Source organism: Lentzea sp. NPDC054927, from assembly GCF_053610285.1.
Genome location: NZ_JBSGXZ010000020.1, coordinates 1 through 18,537 on the forward strand (window position 1 = coordinate 1; position 18,537 = coordinate 18,537).

General features: G+C 67.6%; 21 protein-coding genes. 16 read left to right on the forward strand and 5 right to left on the reverse strand.

Going from position 1 to position 18,537, the window contains the following annotated elements:
• Positions 1 to 156: 156 nt before the first annotated feature.
• The 4 genes from ACWGE0_RS24835 to ACWGE0_RS24850 all read right to left on the reverse strand — a co-directional run bounded on the left by ACWGE0_RS24835 (position 157) and on the right by ACWGE0_RS24850 (position 4,022).
• Positions 157 to 1,386 (reverse strand): hypothetical protein, encoded by a 1,230-nt coding sequence (locus tag ACWGE0_RS24835; RefSeq protein ID WP_452263289.1) that lies wholly within the window; start codon positions 1,384 to 1,386, stop codon positions 157 to 159.
• 192 nt (positions 1,387 to 1,578) lie between these two features.
• Positions 1,579 to 1,956 (reverse strand): tetratricopeptide repeat protein, encoded by a 378-nt coding sequence (locus ACWGE0_RS24840; RefSeq protein ID WP_452263290.1) that lies wholly within the window; start codon positions 1,954 to 1,956, stop codon positions 1,579 to 1,581.
• 10 nt (positions 1,957 to 1,966) lie between these two features.
• Positions 1,967 to 2,860 (reverse strand): DMT family transporter, encoded by an 894-nt coding sequence (locus ACWGE0_RS24845; RefSeq protein ID WP_452263291.1) that lies wholly within the window; start codon positions 2,858 to 2,860, stop codon positions 1,967 to 1,969.
• A gap of 28 nt (positions 2,861 to 2,888) precedes the next feature.
• Entirely contained in the window at positions 2,889 to 4,022 is a 1,134-nt protein-coding gene (locus ACWGE0_RS24850) for a MalY/PatB family protein (protein ID WP_452263292.1), read from the reverse strand.
• Positions 4,023 to 4,073: 51 nt separating this feature from the next.
• Between ACWGE0_RS24850 and ACWGE0_RS24855 the strand changes: the two genes are divergently transcribed.
• From ACWGE0_RS24855 to ACWGE0_RS24865, 3 genes are read left to right on the forward strand one after another with little or no spacing between them, the layout of a single operon-like run.
• On the forward strand, positions 4,074 to 4,523 hold the full coding sequence (locus tag ACWGE0_RS24855) for an Lrp/AsnC family transcriptional regulator (protein ID WP_452263293.1): 450 nt from the start codon (positions 4,074 to 4,076) through the stop codon (positions 4,521 to 4,523).
• Positions 4,524 to 4,565: 42 nt separating this feature from the next.
• Positions 4,566 to 6,104 (forward strand): BTAD domain-containing putative transcriptional regulator, encoded by a 1,539-nt coding sequence (locus ACWGE0_RS24860; protein WP_452263294.1) that lies wholly within the window; start codon positions 4,566 to 4,568, stop codon positions 6,102 to 6,104.
• A gap of 50 nt (positions 6,105 to 6,154) precedes the next feature.
• Entirely contained in the window at positions 6,155 to 6,895 is a 741-nt protein-coding gene (locus ACWGE0_RS24865) for an SDR family NAD(P)-dependent oxidoreductase (protein WP_452263295.1), read from the forward strand.
• Here ACWGE0_RS24865 and ACWGE0_RS24870 read toward each other — a convergent pair.
• Complete coding sequence (locus ACWGE0_RS24870) at positions 6,880 to 7,581, reverse strand: alpha/beta fold hydrolase (RefSeq protein WP_452263296.1); 702 nt, start codon at positions 7,579 to 7,581, stop codon at positions 6,880 to 6,882. The genes ACWGE0_RS24865 and ACWGE0_RS24870 overlap by 16 nt on opposite strands.
• Before the next feature lie 16 nt (positions 7,582 to 7,597).
• Here ACWGE0_RS24870 and ACWGE0_RS24875 point away from each other — a divergent pair, with 16 nt between their 5' ends.
• The 13 genes from ACWGE0_RS24875 to ACWGE0_RS24935 all read left to right on the forward strand — a co-directional run bounded on the left by ACWGE0_RS24875 (position 7,598) and on the right by ACWGE0_RS24935 (position 18,508).
• The gene (locus ACWGE0_RS24875) at positions 7,598 to 8,818 is read left to right on the forward strand and encodes a cytochrome P450 (protein ID WP_452263297.1); all 1,221 of its coding nucleotides are present in this window, start codon (positions 7,598 to 7,600) and stop codon (positions 8,816 to 8,818) included.
• Between the two features lie 155 nt (positions 8,819 to 8,973).
• Positions 8,974 to 9,534 (forward strand): hypothetical protein, encoded by a 561-nt coding sequence (locus ACWGE0_RS24880; RefSeq protein ID WP_452263298.1) that lies wholly within the window; start codon positions 8,974 to 8,976, stop codon positions 9,532 to 9,534.
• Positions 9,535 to 9,668: 134 nt separating this feature from the next.
• A complete protein-coding gene (locus tag ACWGE0_RS24885) occupies positions 9,669 to 11,099 on the forward strand; it encodes a LamG domain-containing protein (protein ID WP_452263299.1) in 1,431 nt (476 codons plus the stop codon).
• 113 nt (positions 11,100 to 11,212) lie between these two features.
• Positions 11,213 to 11,482, forward strand: coding sequence for a hypothetical protein (locus ACWGE0_RS24890; protein WP_452263300.1), 270 nt, complete (start codon positions 11,213 to 11,215; stop codon positions 11,480 to 11,482).
• A gap of 154 nt (positions 11,483 to 11,636) precedes the next feature.
• On the forward strand, positions 11,637 to 12,923 hold the full coding sequence (gene eno, locus ACWGE0_RS24895) for a phosphopyruvate hydratase (protein WP_030482071.1): 1,287 nt from the start codon (positions 11,637 to 11,639) through the stop codon (positions 12,921 to 12,923).
• Positions 12,924 to 13,063: 140 nt separating this feature from the next.
• The gene (locus tag ACWGE0_RS24900) at positions 13,064 to 13,429 is read left to right on the forward strand and encodes an FtsB family cell division protein (RefSeq protein ID WP_452263301.1); all 366 of its coding nucleotides are present in this window, start codon (positions 13,064 to 13,066) and stop codon (positions 13,427 to 13,429) included.
• Between the two features lie 41 nt (positions 13,430 to 13,470).
• The gene (locus ACWGE0_RS24905; protein ID WP_452263302.1) at positions 13,471 to 13,902 is read left to right on the forward strand and encodes a DUF501 domain-containing protein; all 432 of its coding nucleotides are present in this window, start codon (positions 13,471 to 13,473) and stop codon (positions 13,900 to 13,902) included.
• Between the two features lie 161 nt (positions 13,903 to 14,063).
• Positions 14,064 to 15,365, forward strand: a complete 1,302-nt coding sequence (locus ACWGE0_RS24910; protein ID WP_452263303.1) for a lytic transglycosylase domain-containing protein — start codon at positions 14,064 to 14,066, stop codon at positions 15,363 to 15,365.
• A 101-nt stretch (positions 15,366 to 15,466) separates the two neighbouring features.
• Complete coding sequence (locus tag ACWGE0_RS24915; RefSeq protein WP_452263304.1) at positions 15,467 to 16,297, forward strand: helix-turn-helix domain-containing protein; 831 nt, start codon at positions 15,467 to 15,469, stop codon at positions 16,295 to 16,297.
• 13 nt (positions 16,298 to 16,310) lie between these two features.
• Positions 16,311 to 16,484 (forward strand): DUF397 domain-containing protein, encoded by a 174-nt coding sequence (locus ACWGE0_RS24920; protein ID WP_452263305.1) that lies wholly within the window; start codon positions 16,311 to 16,313, stop codon positions 16,482 to 16,484.
• On the forward strand, positions 16,463 to 17,017 hold the full coding sequence (locus tag ACWGE0_RS24925) for a GNAT family N-acetyltransferase (RefSeq protein WP_452263306.1): 555 nt from the start codon (positions 16,463 to 16,465) through the stop codon (positions 17,015 to 17,017). Before ACWGE0_RS24920 ends, ACWGE0_RS24925 begins: the two co-directional genes overlap by 22 nt.
• On the forward strand, positions 17,004 to 17,558 hold the full coding sequence (locus tag ACWGE0_RS24930; RefSeq protein WP_452263307.1) for a GNAT family N-acetyltransferase: 555 nt from the start codon (positions 17,004 to 17,006) through the stop codon (positions 17,556 to 17,558). Before ACWGE0_RS24925 ends, ACWGE0_RS24930 begins: the two co-directional genes overlap by 14 nt.
• Positions 17,559 to 17,566: 8 nt before the next feature.
• A complete protein-coding gene (locus ACWGE0_RS24935) occupies positions 17,567 to 18,508 on the forward strand; it encodes a Ppx/GppA phosphatase family protein (protein WP_452263308.1) in 942 nt (313 codons plus the stop codon).
• Positions 18,509 to 18,537 lie beyond the last annotated feature (29 nt).

The window sequence follows — 18,537 nt, forward strand, 5'->3', positions numbered from 1 at the left end:
AGTTACAGGCGATTTGATCAAGAGTTGGCGGTACTTGCAGACGCCACCCAGCCAGACGGGATGACTGGCTGCGAACTTGCGACTCAGGACACTAGCGATGTGAAAACAGGCGGGCCCGCGTCCACGGAGGACGCGGGCCCGTTTGTTCGAGCCAGGTCAGGCGATCGTCTTGATCCGGAAGTTGTGGTCGGCCATCTGGGCCGTGACGTCCGGGAAGATGATCCGCTGCGAGCACTGGCGGCCGTTGCCCGCCGGCACACCGCTGCACTGGCGGAGGTCGGCCGCCGCCACCGAGATCGCGGTCAGCGTGCCGCGGGCGACGAGCTTGTCACCGGGCTGCTGCACCGAGAAGATCGGGCCGCCGCTGTCGCCGTTGCCGCCGGCGCTGTAGCCGCCCTGGTGCAGTGCCTCGACCGAGTTGTTCACGCAGCCGAAGTTGGTGAGGCAGACGGTCAGGCCGACGTTCATCGCACGGATGTCGCAGATGGTGCCGGAGTACGAACCCGAGTCGCACAGCCAGTCGCCGGCGATCGTCGCCGAGGAGCCGATGACGTCGAGGCCGTACTGGTTCGACTCGGTCTGGATCGAGTCGCCGATCCACACCCGAGCCTGGCCCGTTCCGGTGCCGACGAGGCTGATGATCTCGCTGTCCGACGCCACCGAACGGCTGGTGATCTGGCCGACGGGCTCGCCGGCGCCGTTGGTGTACGAAGTGCCGAGGGCACCGCAGTGCGCGGCCGTCAGGAGCTTGTCGGCGCCCGTGGCGTTGTCGACCACGGTGTAGCCGGAGCTGCACGAGCCCTGCGCCACGCCGTCCCTGCGGTTCACGATGTACGCGCCGCCCTTGTACGGCGACGAGTCGACGAGCCGGGACGCGGCCAGCTCGACGGCGCCGGTCTCGACCTCGACCGCGACCGAGCTCGGGACGGCGGACTTCGCCGAGAAGCCCGTCGCCGCCTGCTTGACCGCGAGGCCGCTGCCATCGTACTTGGCGGCGATGCTCTGGATCGCCGGGTTGCTCTTGACGATGCGCGAGGCCTCGGCCTTGAGCTCCGCCTGTGAGTACCTCGCCGAGTGGACCTTCACGGTGAGGCCCTGCGCCTTGGCGACGGCGGCGGCCGCCGTGACCTTGGCCGGGGCCTTGCCCTTCCAGTACACGTTCAGCGTCTTGCTGCCGGCGTCGACGAAGAGACCGCCGAAGCCGTTGCCTCTCTCGAACCGGTCGGCGATCTTGTGGAGCTTGTCCTGAGTTGTCATCAACGCCTTGACCTCAGGCGTGATCGCGGAGGGACTGCTCTGCCCCTGCGCGAGTGACGGCGTGGTCGACGCCAGCAGTGCTGCGGTGGCGGCAACCGCCGCCAATGCCGAGAGCTTGACCATCTTCACTGCGAAAAACCCCTCTGTTCGCGGCCGTTTCAGCACACCAGAACGAGGGCAGCGCAAACCGCGCTCACGGTTGTCAGATCCCCCCAGATCCAGTGCGGCCCCCATGGTGGCCTCAAAGAGAACTTAGTCGCTCACTCACCGCTGAGCATGCGTCCATATGGAGCAACGTGCTAAACGGTCCTCAGTGGACAGTCACCGGTCCCGTTCGACGGCCATCCGGGCGCGCACCTCGCCGAGAGCTTCCTGGTACTCGGGTGACGGGTTCATCGCGACAGCCATCCTCAGCTGGGCCAACGCCTCGGGCAGCCGGGCCAGCCGTTGCAGGGTCTTGCCCAGCGCGAACCGTGCGTAGTGGTCGCTCGGGTCGAGGTCGAGAACCTTGCGGAACGCCTCTTCCGCCCGGTTGAGCTGGGCGGACCCGAGATATGCCCGGCCCGCGAGCAGCTGCACGGAAGGCGCTTCCCCGGCCTCGGCCAGCACCTGTTTCAGCTCGCGCAGCGCCTCCAGCGGCCTGCGCTGGGCCATCAAAGCCTCCGCCTTCCGGAACGCCTCGAAGGTGCTGTCCGTCATTCGATCAACGTTACCCAGCGTTCGGCCGTTCTTCGACTGCCGTCCGGGCGACAGAACTCGAAGGGGTGGCGGTCCCGAGCCAGCACGCGAGGAACCCGAGCACCAGACCGGCCACCACGCCGGTCGTCGGCGCCTGTCCCAGCAACGGCCACGCGATCAGCGCAGTCACCGACGGGACCACAGAGGACAGCGTGGTCATCGCCGCCGCACCGCCGTCGCGCACCCCGACCAGGAACAGCGACGCCCCGCCCATCGAGTTCACCAGCACCAGGAACACCAGCGTCAGCCACAGCTGCGGCCAGTCCGTCACCCCGGCGCTCTCGGTCAGCGCCAGCAGCCCGACCACCGGCACCGACACGGCGTGCTGCACCGCGTTGCCGCTGCGGAAGTCCGTGTCCCGGCAGAACTTCTGCTGGTAGACGCCACCCGCGACGAAGCAGAGCATGCCCAGCACGGTGAACACCGCGCCGGACCCGAACGATCCCAGCCGGTCCCACAGCGCGGCCAGCACCGCGGCGATGCCGAGCGCGAGTCCCAGCAGCTGCTTGAGTCCAATTCGGACACGGAACACCCAAGCGGCCACAACGGCCGTGAGCACCGGCGTGCACGAAATGACCAACGCCGTCACCGCCGCCGGCACGCCCAGCCGCAGTCCCAGGTAAACACCGGAGAACTGGCCCGCCTGCACGAGCAGCCCCGCGACGCACGTGTGGACGAGCGGCCGTCCCCGCGGCCACGGGGCGCTGCTCACCAGGGCTACCAGCGCCATCAGCGTGGCGGCCAGCGCGAACCGGATCGTGGTCATCAGGAACGGGGGAGCCACGGCCACGGCGAGCGCGCCCACCGGATAGCCGGAGGCCCACACGAGCACCGTGGTGACCGCGAAGCCGGGTTTGATCCGCACGCTGTCCAGGACTACCAGGCAGGACCACTCAGGACGAGGTTTCGTTCCACGCGACGGCCATCCGGCGAACCGCCTCGGTGATCACCTCCGGCGACGTCGCCAGGTTCATCCGCACGAACCCCGCGCCGCCGGTGCCGAACGGGAGTCCGGAGTTCAGCGCCACCTTGCCGTGCTTCAGGAACGTCCTGGCGGGATCGTCGCCGAGGCCCAGCCCGCGGCAGTCCAGCCAGGCCAGATAGGTGCCCTCGCCGGGTTGGTAGCGGACCGCGGGCAACTCGGCGGCCAGCAGATCGGTCACCAGGCGCCGGTTCTCGTCGAGCCCGGCCAGCAGCTCGTCCAGCCAGTCGCCGCCGTCGCGGAACGCCGCGGTGTGGCCGATGATCCCGACGTGACTGGGGCCGTGGCCGACCTCTTCCGGCAGCCGCGCGAGGTCCTCGGCGGCGTCCGGACCCGCGATCGCGAGCGCCGCCTTCAGCCCGGCCAGGTTCCACCCCTTGGTGGCCGACATCACCGACAGCCCGTCGTCCGCGACGCTGAGGTACGGCACGAAGTCCGCGGTCGTGAGGGGCGCGTGGATCTCGTCCGCCACTACGCGAACTCCGTGCCTGCGCGCCAGTTCGGCGACTTCGTCGAGTTCAGCGGCGGTGTGGACGGTGCCGGTCGGGTTGTGCGGGTTGCACAACAGGTAGACCGCGCCTTCGCCGGCGCGCACGAACGCGTCCTGCAGCGCGGCGAAGTCGATCCGCCAGGTTTCGCCGAGCGGAGCCTCGACGACAGTCCGTCCCAGCGACTCGATGAACTGGTAGAAGGGCGGGTAGACCGGGCAGTTGACCACGACGGGCGCGTCGCGGTGGGAGACCAGCCGGAACATCTCGACGACGCCCAGCATCACGTCGGGCACGATCGCGGTCCGTTCCACCGCCGGCGCCCAGCCCCAGCGTTTCTTCGCGAACTCGGCGAGCGCCTCGGCGTACGCGGTGCCGTTGGGGTAGCCGGTGTCACCTCGCTCGACGGCCTCGGTGATCGCCCGCGCGACCGGTTCGGCGAGCAGCACGTCCATCTCGGCCACCCACACCGGCAGCACGTCCTCGGGGTAGTACCGCCACTTCATGCTCGTGCGTTGCCTCAGCTGGTCCAGGGAAAGCTGACGTAACGGGTTCATTGGGCAAAGCTAGGAGAGTCGGCGGAGGAAGTGTTTGCCATTCTTTGCTGCATGGACGCCATCGACCGCAAGATTCTTGCTGAGGTGCAGGCTGACGGCCGGCTGACCGTCACCGACCTGGCCGACAAGGTGCAGCTGAGCATCTCCCGCTGCCAGCGCCGCCTGCGCGAGCTGGAACGCGCCGGGGTGATCCGCGGCTACCGGGCCGTGGTGGACGCCGCCGCGATCGGGTTCGGCTTCGAGGCGCTGGTGTTCGCCAAGCTGCGGCTGGAGTGCATGGACGACTTCGACCGGGCGTTGATCGACGTGCCGAACGTGGTGGAGGCGCAGCGGTTGTTCGGCAGCCCCGACTACCTGCTGCGCGTGGTCACCGCGGACCTCGCGTCGTACCAGCGGCTGTACGAGGAGACGCTCGCCAAGCTGCCCGGCGTACGTGGCCTGACCTCGACGATCGTCATGAAGCAGGTGATCGAGCCGCGCCCGTTGCCGACCCGTCCGTGAGCCGCGGGAAGCGGGGAATGCCCGCGGACGTTGTGCTGTTGCATGAGCCTGCGCTTCTCACTGATGGGTCCGGTACGAGCCTGGCGCGACGAAGAGGAGATCGACCTGGGCCCGCGCCAGCAGCGCGCGGTGCTGGCGGCGTTGCTGCTGAACAACGGCATCCGCCTGAGCAACGACCAGCTGATCGGCATGGTCTGGGACGACCCGACGCCGAGCGCCGTGATGGCGTTGCGGACGTACATGTACAAGATCCGCAAGGCGATCCCCGAGTTGGACCTGAAGTCCAAGGACGGCGGCTACACCCTGCGGGCCGAGCTCTTCGACGACTGCCGCGACGAACCGCTCGTGGGCCTGACCAGCACCTACTTCGAGGCCCAGCGCGTCAGGATCGGCAACGAGCGGCTGCACTGCCGCGAAGCCCTGCTCGAACGCGAGCTGGACGTCCTCGAACTGCAGAAGCACGTCGCGGCCTTCCCGTTGCGGGAACGCCCGCGCGCTCTGCTGATGCAGGCTCTGTTCCGTGAGGGCAGGCAGGCCGAGGCGTTGGACCAGTACCACCAGGTGCGCGCGCTCCTGAACGACGACCTCGGCCTCGAACCAGGCCTGGAGCTGCGCAAGATCCACGCGCAGATCCTCAAGGGCGACCTGAAACTGGCCCGCAGCCCCGAACAGCTGCCGCCCGGCCTGCCCGACTTCACCGGCCGCACCGTGGAGATCGCAGCCGCACTGCGGACGCTGCCGCAGACCGTCGGCATCACCGGCATGCAGGGCAGCGGCAAGACCGCGCTCGCGACCCACGTGGCACACCTCGCCAAGCACCAGTTCCCGGACGGTCAGATCTTCGTGCGGTCCCACGACGTCGCGAACGAGCTGCTGCGCGCGGTCGGCGTCGAGAACCCGCACGGCGACAAAGCCGCGCTGTGGCGGGAAAAGGCGCGCGGCAAGCGGTTCCTGATCGTGGTCGACGACGTCGTCGATCCCGCCGGGCTCGCGGACCTGCACACGCCGGGCTCGGCCATGATCCTGACGAGTGTGCGCAGGCTGAACGCGCTGCCGGGCGTGACCTGGCTGAAGCTCGCCGGGCTGACCGAGGACGAGGCCCGCCAGTTCTTCCGGAGGGTTCTCGAGCCGGCGCGGGTCGACGCCGAGGCGGACGTCGCCGAGGAAGTGCTGTCCCGCGTCTCGCACCTGCCGAACCCGATCCGCGTGCTCGGCGGCAAGCTCACCGGCCGCCCGCACTGGACCGTCGCAATGCTGCTGGCCCAGATGGAACGGGAAACGCAGCTCGGCAGTGCCATCCCGTCCGACTGCCAGGCCGTGCTGGCCCCGATGATCAAGGCGGAGCAGCAGCTCTCCGACCAGGAACGCCACCTGCTGCAGTGCTTCTCGCGCCGGGAGACCGACGTGATCGACATCTGCGCGGCGGCGGAGATGGCCGGGGTCGAGCCGGGAGCGATCGAGTACGTGCTGGAGGCGTTGGCCGACGTGCACCTGATCGAACCGCTGGTGCTCGGCCGCTACCGCCTGCCGCGGTTCGTGCGGATGTACTTCGGCTGGCGCGCACCGGTTCTGACCAGCTGATTCATCCCGAATTTATGGCATGACGATCTGCGCTCGGCAAGTTCGTAGACATGTCAACCAAGGAACTCGAAGGCAAGAAGGCACTCGTCACCGGAGCCACCTCGGGCATCGGCCGTTCCATCGCGGTCAAGCTCGCCGAGGCGGGTGCCACCGTCTACGTCAGCGGCCGTCGCGCCGAACTGGGCAAGGAGACCGTCGAACTGATCGAGCGGGCCGGCGGGACCGGCCACTTCATCGTCGCCGACGTCGCGAACATCGACGACGTCCGCAAGCTGGCAGAGGAAGTCGGCGAGGTCGACGTGCTCGTGAACAACGCGGGCATCTTCCCGTTCTCGCCGACCCCCGAGCAGTCCCTCGACGGCTACCAGCAGGTGTTCGACGTCAACGTGCGCGGCACCTACTTCCTCACCGCCGCCCTCGTGCCCGCGATGGTCGCCAAGGGTCGCGGTTCGATCGTCAACGTCTCCTCGATCGCCGCCGTGATCGGCACCCCGGTCGGCTCCGTCTACAACGCTTCCAAGGCCGCGATGGACGCGCTGACCCGCTCGTGGGCCACCGAGTTCGGCCCGGCCGGCATCCGCGTCAACTCCGTGGCACCCGGCCCGATCGCCACCGACGCCGCGATCCAGGGCGCCGGCGAGCTGTTCGAGACGATCACCGACCTCACCGCCCTGAGGCGCGTCGGCGAGCCGGACGAGATCGCGGACGCGGTGGTGTTCCTGGCCTCCGACCGCGCGAGCTACGTCACCGGCGCGGTCCTCACGGCCGACGGCGGCTACGTGGCCAGCTGAGCCAGCACGGTGTGCAGGGACGAGGGCGACTCGACGTGCACGTTGTGGCCCGCGCCGGGGAACATCACCGGCTCGGGCACCAACTCCTTCAGGTGCTCCTGAGGGCTCATCGGGTCGTTCTCACCCGCCGCCAGCACGATCTCGGCCTCGGCCGCCATGATCAGCCCCGGCATGTCCGGCCGCCCCACCCCGAACGCCCGCATGTCCAGGCTCGGCGCCCACCCGCCGTCCACTTCGGACACCCCGTGCCGGAGTTTCACGCCGGCCATCTTGGACGCCCGCTCGACGGCTTCTTCTTCGGTGGCGAAGACCTTGGCCGGTTTGGCGGCGAGCGCCGCGGCCTTCTCCAGCTCCTCGTCCGTCCACTGGACCTTGATCCCGACCCCGACGCACGTGGTGACGTCGACGCCGAACCAGCCGCTCGCCAGCGCCAGCCCGACCACACCACCCAGCGAGTGCCCGATGACCGTGACGGGCTCGCGCGGGATGACGTCCGCGATGGCCGATGCGAGCGAGCCGAACGAGTACCTGGCGATGGGTCCGCTGCGGCCGTGACCAGGCAGGTCCGGCACCAGCCAGCTGCCCTTCCACTCGCTCACGACGTCCTGCCACACCTCACCGGTCGCGCCCAGGCCGTGCAACAGCACCAGCAACGGCCCGTTTCCACCACGTTCGACATGAAGCACGTCAGAATCCCGTTCTATGCGGACCGATGCCGACCTGATCGTCGACCCCGACACGTATACCTCGGGCGTACCGCACGACGCACTCACCCGGCTGCGCGAAAAGAACGTCGTGCGCATCGACGACTTCTGGGCAGTCTTCCGCCACGCCGACGTCCGCACCGTGTTGCGCTCACCCGCCGTCTTCTCGTCCTTCCGCGGCGCCACCCAGATCCGCGACCCTCTGCCTGAGGACTTGAAGTACGTCCAACGCATGATGCTCAACCAGGACCCGCCCTCGCACACCCGGCTGCGCCGCCTGCTGACCAGCGCCTTCACCCCTCGCGCGGTCGCCAGGCTGGAGGACGGGATCCGCTCGAACGCCCGCTCGATCATCGCTGGTCTGTCTGGCGACTTCGCCGCCGACGTAGCCGATCTGCCGCTGCTGATGTTGGCCGACGTGTTCGGCGTGCCCCGGCAGGACCGCGCGCTGCTCTACGACTGGAGCAACCGCGTGATCGGCTTCCAGGACACCGAATACGCGCTGTCCTCCAGCTCGACCGTCGGCATGACCGACATGGCGTTGGCGGCGTTGGAACTGCGTCCGTCCGATGGCCGCGATCCGCGTGCACGTGACGGTATGCCGGACCTCTACGCCTATGCGCACGCGTTGGGCTCGTACAAGCGTGCGCATCCCTCTGATGATGTGCTGAGCAACCTCATGTCCGAGGACATCTCTCTCGAGGAGTTCGAGAACCTCTTCTGGCTGTTCTCCGTGGCGGGCAACGAAACCCTCCGCAACGGGATCCCCGGCGGCATGATCGCGCTGCTTTCACACCCGGACCAATACGCGCGGTTGCGTGCTGACCGTTCGTTGTTGCCCACCGCCGTCGAGGAGATGCTGCGGTGGTGGACGCCCGTGATGCATTTCCGGCGCACGGCCGTGCAGGACACGTCGTTGGGCGGGGTGGAGATCAAGGCCGGGGACAAGGTCGTCGTCTGGTTCTCGTCGGCCAACCGGGATGAGCTCGTGTTCACCGAGCCTGATCGGTTCGACGTGGGGCGGCGGGAGGCTGATCACCTGAGCTTCGGGCACGGGCCGCACTTCTGTCTTGGGGCGCAGTTGGCTCGGGCTCAGATGCGGGCGATCTTCGACGCCGTGCTGGACCTGCCGGGTATGTTGCGGCTCGACGGGGAGATCGCGCGGTTGAGGTCGAACTTCCAGAACGGAATCAAGCACCTGCCGGTCACGCTCACCTGACCACCGCTGATGTCGTGGTGTCGACCTGGGGGAAGGTCATGCGTTTCGTTCTAGCCGTTTGCTTGGTCGCGCTCACAGCCTGCACACCTGCACCCGCTGAACCGCCGCCTGCGACCTCCGCACCAACCACCACGTCCACGGCGTCAACGCCGGACATGGTCCGAGCGCTGGAACCGAAGGTGAAGGCGGCGCTGATGGCACCGGAAACCTTCAACGAATTCGGCACCAAGTTCCTGCTGGACCGGCCGGCGCTGACGGATGAGGTCGGCAACACGGATGGCAAGCTCAGTGAGGTGTGCCTGGGTGCTCGGGTCGACACCGGCGTCTCCACCTCACGCAAGCGGGTGTGGATGGGCTTGAGGGTCGTCGAGCAGGACGTGTACGCGCTGATCGGGGTGACCGGTGCCCAAGTCCTCGACACCGTGCGTACCAAGGCTCGTTCGTGTCAGACCTACATCGGGACGATCAACAAGCCGTTGCGGACGGTCAAGGCCGACGCTGAGCTACCTGAGCTTCCTGGCGTTGATGGTTCGTACGCGTTCTGCCACAGCGTTCCTGACCGGCGCGAGGGCGCCTGGATCTGTGAAGCGTTCCTCGTGCGCGGGGACGTGGTGATGACGATCGCGGTCTTCACGAGTGGCGAGGCTCCGGCGAGGGAGTTCTTGCCCAAGGTGCTGCCGCGCGCCGTTGAGAGCCTGCTGAAGGCAAGTCCATGAGTGCACGCGCGTGTTACTCACAGTTGGTCGCCGTGACCCTCTGTTAGGCCGATCGGCCTCTTGTCGCCGGTTCGGTGTTGCCTGAAGCTGGCTCTCGCTAACGGGGGTTTGGCCAACTTGGGGGGAAGTGCAGAATGTCGCGTCGTTCCGCGACGCGGCATGCGCATGCGCGCGTGCCGCAGGTTCTGTCAGTAGCATTCACAGTCGCAGCACTGGGCCTGGGCAGCGTCCCGGCACAGGCTGCTCCGGGCTCCAACGCCAGGCCGGACGCGCCGAGCGAGCTGAAGGTCGACGGCGTGGACTGCGCGGTCGGCGACGCCCGGCCCTTCATCCGCACCGCCACCCCGATCTTCAGCGCTCGCCTGACCGACCATGACGGCAGTGCGAACCCGCTCCTGAACGCCCGCTTCCACTGGGGTCCCGTCGGGAGTGGCGACACGGGGTCAGTGAGCGTCGGGAGCGTGCCCAACGGCGAGATCGCGCGCGTCAGTCCGCCGCCGGGCACCTTCGTCCACGGTGGGAAGTACACCTTCAGCGCGGAGGCCAGTGACAACCACGAGTCGTCAGACCGCTCCGGGCCGTGCGAGTTCGAGGTGGACACGGTGCGGCCCGACCGGCCGCCGCTGGTCTCCTCCACCGACTTCCCCGACGACGGCGAGTTCCACGGCGGCACCAGCATGACCGGGGCGTTCACCTTCAACGCCAACAACGTCGCCGACGTCAAGGGCTTCTACTACGGCTACGAGAACCCGCCGGCGAACTACGTCGCCGCCGACCAGTTCGGTGGTGGGGTGACCGTGAACGTCACCGCGCGGCGAGCGGGCTTCAACACGTTGTACGTGCAGAGTGTCGACAGGGCGGGAAACGTCAACGCCGGGCAGCCGGTTCGGTACCAGTTCCTGGTCGAGCAGCTGCGTCCGTCCGCGGGCCGGTGGCTGCTCGACGGCAACGGTGACGACGTCGTGGACAACCTGCACCCGATGGCCGCTTCTGAGAACGGTGTCACCTGGATCTCCGGCCGTGACGGCGAGGCCGCCCAGCTGGACCGGGCGCAGCAGGGCACTTTGTCCACTTCGGACTTCGGCGTCCGCACCGACCGGAGCTTCAGCGTCGCGGCGTGGGTGAAGCTCGACCAGAAGGGCGACCGATTCACCGCGGTCAGCCAGGACGGCGACCGCCGCAGCGGGTTCGCGCTGGAGTACTCGCCCTCGTCGGACAAGTGGGTGTTCGCCCTCCCCGGCCCCGACGCTGACGGTGCCGCGGAAAGCTCGGTCGCATCGGTCCTACCGGCCGAGACGGGTGCGTGGACCCGGCTGATCGGCGTTTACGACGGGGTGTCCAAGGAGGTCCGGCTCTACGTCAACGGTGTCGACCAGGGCGCGTCCAGGCATGAGACGCCGTGGGATGCGTCCGGTCAGCTCGTCGTCGGTCGAGGCATGCACGAAGGCAACCCGGACGGCTACTGGAGTGGTGGCATCGACGACGTCGTGATCTATGACCGCCCGCTGGTCGCCGAGGACATCGCCGAGCTGTCGGACCTGCCTGCCGCCGTTGAAGCGCACTGAGCCTTCGATGAATCCATGCAGTGCGCGGACACGTGGATCCGGGGTGTGGCGTGGCGATTGAGCAGCTGCCCGATTTCGGATGGCCGACGAGCGGAAACTCTCCGCTCCTTTTGATGCTGTTCAGCCCGGAGGAACTGTCGAAGAAGTTCGGACTCGTCTTCGTCGACCAGATGGACGGTCTCGGACCGCTGAAGCTGGCCGTGGTGAAGGCGTCGTTCGGGATCGCGGGCCTGATCAGGTACACCGACGCGACGTTCGAAGGAACGACCGTGTACGTCGACTCGGCCGCTGATCTCGACAGCACTCGTGACGCGGTGGTGAGCGAGTTCGGGCTGGTGAGCTCGGAGATCAGCTGGGTCACCGAACGCCTCGACCGGCCCTGACCGATCAGGCGTGTTCAGCACGGAACGCGTCTGGCACGATTCAGTTGATCGGCACGCGTGGCCCACTGTGATGTGCAGGTGGCGAGCCCCGGCCGGTCACCTGGCCCAAGTAGGCTCGTCGCGAGACGAGACGCAGGAGAAACAGGGAGCGCAAGTGGCGGTCATCGAGCAGGTCGGAGCACGCGAGATCCTGGACTCGCGCGGCAACCCCACCGTCGAGGTCGAGGTGGCGCTGGACGACGGCACGCTGGAGCGTGCTGCTGTTCCGTCGGGTGCTTCTACCGGTGAGCACGAGGCGGTGGAGCTGCGGGACGGCGACGCCAAGCGGTACCTGGGCAAGGGCGTTGAGCGCGCGGTCACCGCTGTGCTCGACGAGATCGGCCCGGAGCTGGTGGGCATCGAGGCCGTCGAGCAGCGCATCGTCGACCAGAAGCTCGTGGACCTGGACGGCACGCCGGACAAGGGGCGTCTCGGCGCCAACGCGATCCTCGGCGTGAGCCTCGCGGTCGCGAAGGCGGCGGCGACGAGCTCCGGCCTGGAGCTGTTCCGCTACATCGGTGGACCGAACGCCCACGTGCTGCCGGTGCCGATGCTGAACATCCTCAACGGTGGCTCGCACGCCGACACCGAGGTGGACATCCAGGAGTTCATGATCGCGCCGATCGGCGCGGAGACGTTCCGCGAGGGCCTGCGCTGGGGCACCGAGGTCTACCACGCGCTGAAGTCCGTGCTGAAGAGCAAGGGACTCGCCACGGGTCTGGGTGACGAGGGTGGTTTCGCGCCGTCCCTCGGCAGCAACCGCGACGCGCTCGACCTGATCCTCGAGGCCATCGAGAAGGCCGGTTACCGGGCGGGCCGCGACATCGCGCTCGCGCTCGACGTGGCCGCCACGGAGTTCTTCTCCGACGGTGCCTACACGTTCGAGAAGAACAAGCGGTCCGCCGAGCAGATGATCGGGTACTACTCCGAGCTCGTGCGCGACTACCCGATGGTGTCCATCGAGGACCCGCTGTCCGAGGACGACTGGGACGGCTGGGTGCAGATGACCGCCGAGCTGGGCGAGAAGGTCCAGATCGTCGGCGACGACCTGTTCGTCACGAACCCGGAGCGCCTGGAGGAGGGCATCTCCCGCCGCGCCGCCAACGCGCTGCTGGTGAAGGTCAACCAGATCGGCACGCTCTCCGAGACGCTGGACGCGGTCTCGCTGGCCACGTCGTACGGCTACAAGTCGATGATGTCGCACCGCTCTGGCGAGACCGAGGACACCACCATCGCCGACCTGGCGGTGGCGACCGGTGCCGGTCAGATCAAGACCGGTGCGCCGGCCCGTGGTGAGCGCACCGCGAAGTACAACCAGCTGCTGCGCATCGAGGAGTCGCTCGGTGACGCGGCGCGCTACGCCGGTGAGCTCGCGTTCCCGCGCTACACGCCGGAGAGCTGAGAAGCTGAGGTATGGCCGAGCGCGCGCGTCGTCCCCGTCGCCCCCGCGAAGAGCGGGAGGCGCGGCCTACGCGCGCGCGGAAGCCACCACGTCCGAAGGCGCCATCGCGTCGTAGTGACGGCACGGGTGGCGCGTTCGGCATGACCGGTACGCGGCGGGCCGCGATGTTCGCGATGGTGCTGTGCGCACTGGCGTTGAGCATCGCGGTCCCGTTGCGGACCTACCTCTCGCAGCGCGACGAGCTGCGTGACGTGGGATCGGAGCAACAGAAGCTGCGTGAGCAGGTCGCCGCTCTGGAACAGCGGAAGGCGCAGCTGAACGACCCGGCGTACGTCGAGATCGAGGCACGCAAACGGCTGCACTGGGTGCGACCGGGCGAGACGCCGTACATCGTGCAACTGCCGGGTGACGAGAGTCGCAACACTGAATCGGAGAGGCCGTCGGGCAAGCCCGCGGCACAAGGGTCTTGGTACGAGGAACTGTGGGAATCGGTGACGCACAAGTAAGTGCTGCTGACCTGGAAACGGTCGCTCAGCAGCTCGGCCGCATGCCGCGCGGGACACGTGCGATCGCCTCGCGGTGCCCCAGCGGGCACCCGAACGTCGTGCAGACGGACCCGCGGCTGCCTGACGGGACGCCGTTCCCGACGCTGTACTACCTGACCTGCCCGAAGCTGAACTCGCTGGTCAGCACGCTGGAAGGCGGCGGGCTGATGAAGGAGCAGCAGGAGCGTCTGGCGGAGGACGAAGAGCTCGCCGCTGCCTACCTGCGGGCGCACGAGGCGTACCTCGCGGAGAGGGACGCCATCGAGTCGTTGGGCACGCAAGTCACCGCGGGCGGCATGCCGAGCAGAGTCAAGTGCCTTCACGTGCACGTCGCTCATGCCCTCGCGAAGGGCCCCGGGGTCAATCCCATGGGGGACGAAGCCCTGGCACTCTTGCAGGAGCAGTTGCTCTGGCCCACCGGCGACTGCGCCTAGATTCAGCCTGAGTTAACAGTCAACGGAACCGAACGCACGCTTCACTCCGTCTTGGGTACACCTAGTCTCAGGAGTGGGGCAGGGTGGAACGGGTCAGCGATGGGGGCAGCGCCGTAACTGCAGGACGGCGCGCCGCGATGACGCACGAGAGGTGAGTATTCGTGGCAATGGCCAAACTGCGCGGTCCATCGGCGCTGAGCCCCAGGCAAAAGGGCTTCGCCGTGGCTGCGCTGGCTGCGATGCTCGCGCCGGCGATGATCGTCGGCACCAAGCTCGTCGACTGGGTCAACCTCTCCAAGCACCAGAACATCAACGTGGCCCTTGGCCAGGCCGACGTCTACGGGGCCCTGCGCTTCGACCCGGCCGAGCTCGGCGCGTCCGGCAGGCTGCCGCTCTCCGAGGAGCTGAGCGCCGCGCTGATCGCCGACCTCGAGGACGGCGACATCGATGACGACCTCGACAACGACCCCGGCCTGATCGACGACTTCCCGAGCGAGCACGGCATCCCCGGCGTCGTCCTGGAGGCCTACCTCCGCGCCGAGGACAAGATGGCCGAGCTCGTGCCCGGCTGCCGCCTCGACTGGGCCCTGCTCGCCGGCATCGGCAAGGTCGAGTCGAACCACGCCAACAACGGCCGCGTGAACGCCGTCGGCGACGCCACCCCCAAGATCCTCGGCCCGGTCCTCAACGGCAGCCCCGGCGTGGCTCCCATCCGCGACACCGACGGAGGCCGCCTCGACGGCGACACCGCCTGGGACCGCGCGGTCGGCCCGATGCAGTTCATCCCCGCCACGTGGGCGAGCTTCAGCGGCGACCTCAACGAAGACGGCATCGTCAACCCGAACAACATCTACGACGCAGCCCTCGGCGCCGGGCGTTACCTGTGCGCGGGCGGCGGCGACCTGACGAAGCAGGCCGACCGCGCCAAGGCCGTCTTCCGCTACAACAACTCCACGACCTACGTGGAGACGGTCCTCAAGTGGGCCAAGCAGTACAGCGAGAACGTCGACACACTGCCGCTGCTGCCGGACGACGGCAACAACCAGCAGAACCCGGCGCCGAACAACCCGCAGAACCCCGGCACTCCGCCGAACAACGGCAACACCCCGTCGAACCCGCCGGTCTCGACGCCGCCGTCGACGCCGTCCGGACCGCAGTGCCCGACGCCGTTGCCCACGCCGACGTCCACCTCCACCACGACGCCGACCACCACGACCCCGTCGAACCCGCTGTGCCCGCCGTCCTCGACGCCGCCGTCCTCGACCCCACCGTCTTCGACGCCGCCGTCTTCGACCCCACCGTCCTCGACGCCGCCGTCCTCGAACCCGCCGCAGACCGAGCCGTCGACTCCGCCGCAGTCCTCGTCCGGGACTTCGCAGTCCTCGACGAACAACAGCAGCAGCGCCGGCAGCAGTTCGGTCCAGCCGACCTCGAGCAGCTTGATCACGAGCACGCCCAGCTAGTACGGGGTGTCGCGTTGGAACGATTCCAAGTCGTACTTCGTTCGGGGCGATTCGGGCAGAAACGTTGGAGCGAAGGGGAGTTCGTCTCCTAGCTTCTGTGCATGCCGAAGCGCAACTCAAGCGTGGTGGGCCGGGAGTTCGGCAATGGCGTCCGTGACGCCATCGAGCAGAGCGGCTTGACCCAGCGCAAACTCGCCGAGCTCTTGGACTGGCAGGAGGCCAAGGTCTCCGACATGGTGCAGGGCAAGGGCGGCGTCAGCGAGGCCGACGTCGTACGGCTGCTCTCCTACTGTCGCGTCCCCCACGCTGAAGTCGAGCGGCTGCTCACCCTCTTCCGCGAGTCACGGGAGAAGGGCTGGCTGCAGTTTCCTGAGGACGGCGTGCCGGAACAACTGCGGACCCTGATCAACCAGGAACGCCTCGCCAGCAAGATCATCGTTTGGTCGATGAATCTCGTCCCCGGCCTTCTGCAGATCGCCGGCTACATCCGAGCAGTTGCAGAGAAGTGGCCGCGGATCAATCCAGCGGACATCGATGCGCTGATCCGAGCGAAGCTCGAACGGCAGGCGATCTTCAGACCTGGCCGCCAGTTCGTGTTCTACGTGCACGAGCAGTCGCTTCGGTTGCCTGTCGGCGGTCCCGATGTGATGCGGGCGCAGCTGAACCACATCAACGTGATGTTGGTGCGGCAGTACATCACCTTCCGGATCATCCCGACCGCCATCGGAGCGCACGCAGGGTTGTCCAGCTCGTTCACGATGCTCGAGTACGACAAGTTCGAACCAGTTGTCTACCTCGACAACTACAACGCGGGACTGTTCCTGGAGGACAAGGGATCGCTCGACACCTTCGCCGACGCGTTGAAAGGGCTGGATCGAGACGCCTTGGACGCGGAAGAATCGAGGTGGCTGATCAACAGCATGCTGTCCTGAGGAGGCGTACCGGATGTCGACCTGGCGCAAGAGCAGCTACAGCGCAACTGGAAGCGAGTGCGTCGAGGTCGGTCACGGCATCGGCATCCGCGACAGCAAGGCCCCCGCCACCCACCTCGCCGTAAATCGTGAGGCGTGGGCGGCGTTCCTTGGCATTGTGAAGGCGTGCGCCCCGACTACCCGCTGAAAACAGACCGTCTCCTCCTCCGCCCCTTCGAACCGGGTGACCTCGACGACCTGCACGCCTACCGCTCGAACCCCGAGGTCTGCCGCTACCTCTACGGCGAGGCCGCCACGCCGGAGGAGTCCGCCGAGCGCCTCGAGCGGAGCCTGACCATGGGCGAACTGACCGAGGAAGGTCAGTGGCTCGTGCTGGCGGTCGTGCTGGACGACGAGGTCATCGGCGACGTCGTCCTCAAGTGGGTCAGCGAACAACATCGCCAGGGCGAGGTCGGCTACACGCTCAACCCCGCCCACCAAGGCAAGGGCTACGCGCGTGAGGCAGCCGAGGCCATGCTCAAGATCGGGTTCGAGGAGCTGGAACTGCACCGGATCACGGCCATCTGCGACCCGCGCAACGAGCCGTCGTGGCGGTTGATGGAACGGCTCGGGATGCGCAGGGAGGCGCACTTCAGGGAGTCCGAGATGTTCAAGCGCGCCTGGGGCGACTGCTACGTCTACGCGCTGCTCGCGGAGGAGTACGAGCGTGCTCAAGCCTGACTTCCCGATCAGGACCGCCCGGCTCGCCCTCCGCCCGTTCGAACTCACCGATCTCGACGACGTCCTCGCCTACCGGAGGCTCCCCGAGGTCAACCGCTACCTCCACAACGAGCCGTACACCCGCGCGGAGGCCGCGGAGAACCTGGCGAAGTGGGTGAACCAGCGCGAGATCGCCGAGGAGGGGCAGTGGCTGGCGTTCGCGGTCACGCTCGACGGCCGCGTGATCGGCGAGGTCGACATCAAGTGGCTGAGCGCGGAACACCGCCAGGGCGAGGTCGGCTACATCTTCAACCCGGAGTTCCAGGGCAAGGGCTACGCGCGTGAGGCCACCGAGCCGCTGCTCGGGCTCGGGTTCGAGGTGATGGGACTGCACCGGATCATCGCCGAGTGCGAAGTCCGCAACGAGGCGTCGTGGCGGCTGATGGAACGGCTGGGCATGCGCAGGGAGGCGCACTTCCGGCACCACGAGTTCTTCAAGGGCGAGTGGGCCGACTGTTTCGTCTACGCCATGCTTGCCGAGGAGTATCGGCAGCTGAAGTAGGGGTGATCATGTCGCGGGTTGCGGCCATCGACTGCGGGACCAACTCGATCCGACTGCTCGTGGCGGACGTGACCAAGCGCGACGACGGCACCGCGTGGCTGCGGGACGTGCACCGCGAGATGAAGATCGTCCGGCTCGGGCAGGGCGTGGACGCCACCGGGCGGTTGCACCCCGACGCGATCCAACGGACCAAGGAAGCCCTCCTCGACTACGCGCGCACGATGCAACGCAAGGGCGTCGAGACGGCACGCATGGTCGCCACGAGTGCGACGCGCGACGCGAGCAACCGGGACGAGTTCTTCGGGATGACCGAGGAGATCCTCGGCGCGCCCGCGGAGGTGATCACCGGGAACGAGGAGGCAAGGCTGTCCTACCTCGGTGCGGTGGCCGATCTTGACCCGAACGAGGGATCCTTCCTCGTCACCGATTTGGGTGGAGGTTCGACCGAGTTCGTCCTCGGCAGCGGCACGGAGGTCGAGGCCGCGAGGTCGATGGACATCGGGTGCGTGCGGCTGACGGAGCGGTTCATCCACTCCGATCCGCCCTCGAAGGCGGAAATCGCCGAAGCGGAAGCGTTTGCGCGCGCGGCGATCAAAGAAGCGTTCGAAGTGGTGCCCGTGGAGAAGGCGAAGACCTGGATTGGCGTCGCCGGCACTGTTACGACGTTGTCAGCCCTGGTCCAAGGCCTGGAGGTGTACAACAGCGACGATATTCACCTCAGCAGGATCACACTTGACAATGTTCATAAAATCACCGACCGTATCCTCTCCATGACTCATGATGAGCGTGCCTCGCTCGGGCCCATGCACCCCGGTCGAGTGGACGTGATCTGCGGTGGAGCTGTGGTTCTGCGTGCGATTGCCGAGGAGCTCTCGAATCGCGCGGGTATTCGCACGCTCGTGTGCAGTGAGCACGACATCCTCGACGGCATCGCGTTTTCGCTGGTCTAGAGCCGAATTAAGGTCGGCTTGAGGTGATC

Coding starts and splice junctions, on each gene's coding strand:
- ACWGE0_RS24920 (WP_452263305.1), top strand. CDS start 16,311: ATGTCGACCTGGCGCAAGAGCAGCTACAGCGCAACTGGAAGCGAGTGC.
- ACWGE0_RS24900 (WP_452263301.1), top strand. CDS start 13,064: ATGACCGGTACGCGGCGGGCCGCGATGTTCGCGATGGTGCTGTGCGCA.
- ACWGE0_RS24855 (WP_452263293.1), top strand. CDS start 4,074: ATGGACGCCATCGACCGCAAGATTCTTGCTGAGGTGCAGGCTGACGGC.
- ACWGE0_RS24905 (WP_452263302.1), top strand. CDS start 13,471: ATGCCGCGCGGGACACGTGCGATCGCCTCGCGGTGCCCCAGCGGGCAC.
- ACWGE0_RS24880 (WP_452263298.1), top strand. CDS start 8,974: ATGGTCCGAGCGCTGGAACCGAAGGTGAAGGCGGCGCTGATGGCACCG.
- ACWGE0_RS24875 (WP_452263297.1), top strand. CDS start 7,598: ATGCGGACCGATGCCGACCTGATCGTCGACCCCGACACGTATACCTCG.
- ACWGE0_RS24860 (WP_452263294.1), top strand. CDS start 4,566: ATGAGCCTGCGCTTCTCACTGATGGGTCCGGTACGAGCCTGGCGCGAC.
- ACWGE0_RS24865 (WP_452263295.1), top strand. CDS start 6,155: ATGTCAACCAAGGAACTCGAAGGCAAGAAGGCACTCGTCACCGGAGCC.
- ACWGE0_RS24915 (WP_452263304.1), top strand. CDS start 15,467: ATGCCGAAGCGCAACTCAAGCGTGGTGGGCCGGGAGTTCGGCAATGGC.
- ACWGE0_RS24885 (WP_452263299.1), top strand. CDS start 9,669: ATGTCGCGTCGTTCCGCGACGCGGCATGCGCATGCGCGCGTGCCGCAG.
- ACWGE0_RS24850 (WP_452263292.1), bottom strand. CDS start 4,022: ATGAACCCGTTACGTCAGCTTTCCCTGGACCAGCTGAGGCAACGCACG.
- ACWGE0_RS24840 (WP_452263290.1), bottom strand. CDS start 1,956: ATGACGGACAGCACCTTCGAGGCGTTCCGGAAGGCGGAGGCTTTGATG.
- ACWGE0_RS24890 (WP_452263300.1), top strand. CDS start 11,213: ATGCTGTTCAGCCCGGAGGAACTGTCGAAGAAGTTCGGACTCGTCTTC.
- ACWGE0_RS24935 (WP_452263308.1), top strand. CDS start 17,567: ATGTCGCGGGTTGCGGCCATCGACTGCGGGACCAACTCGATCCGACTG.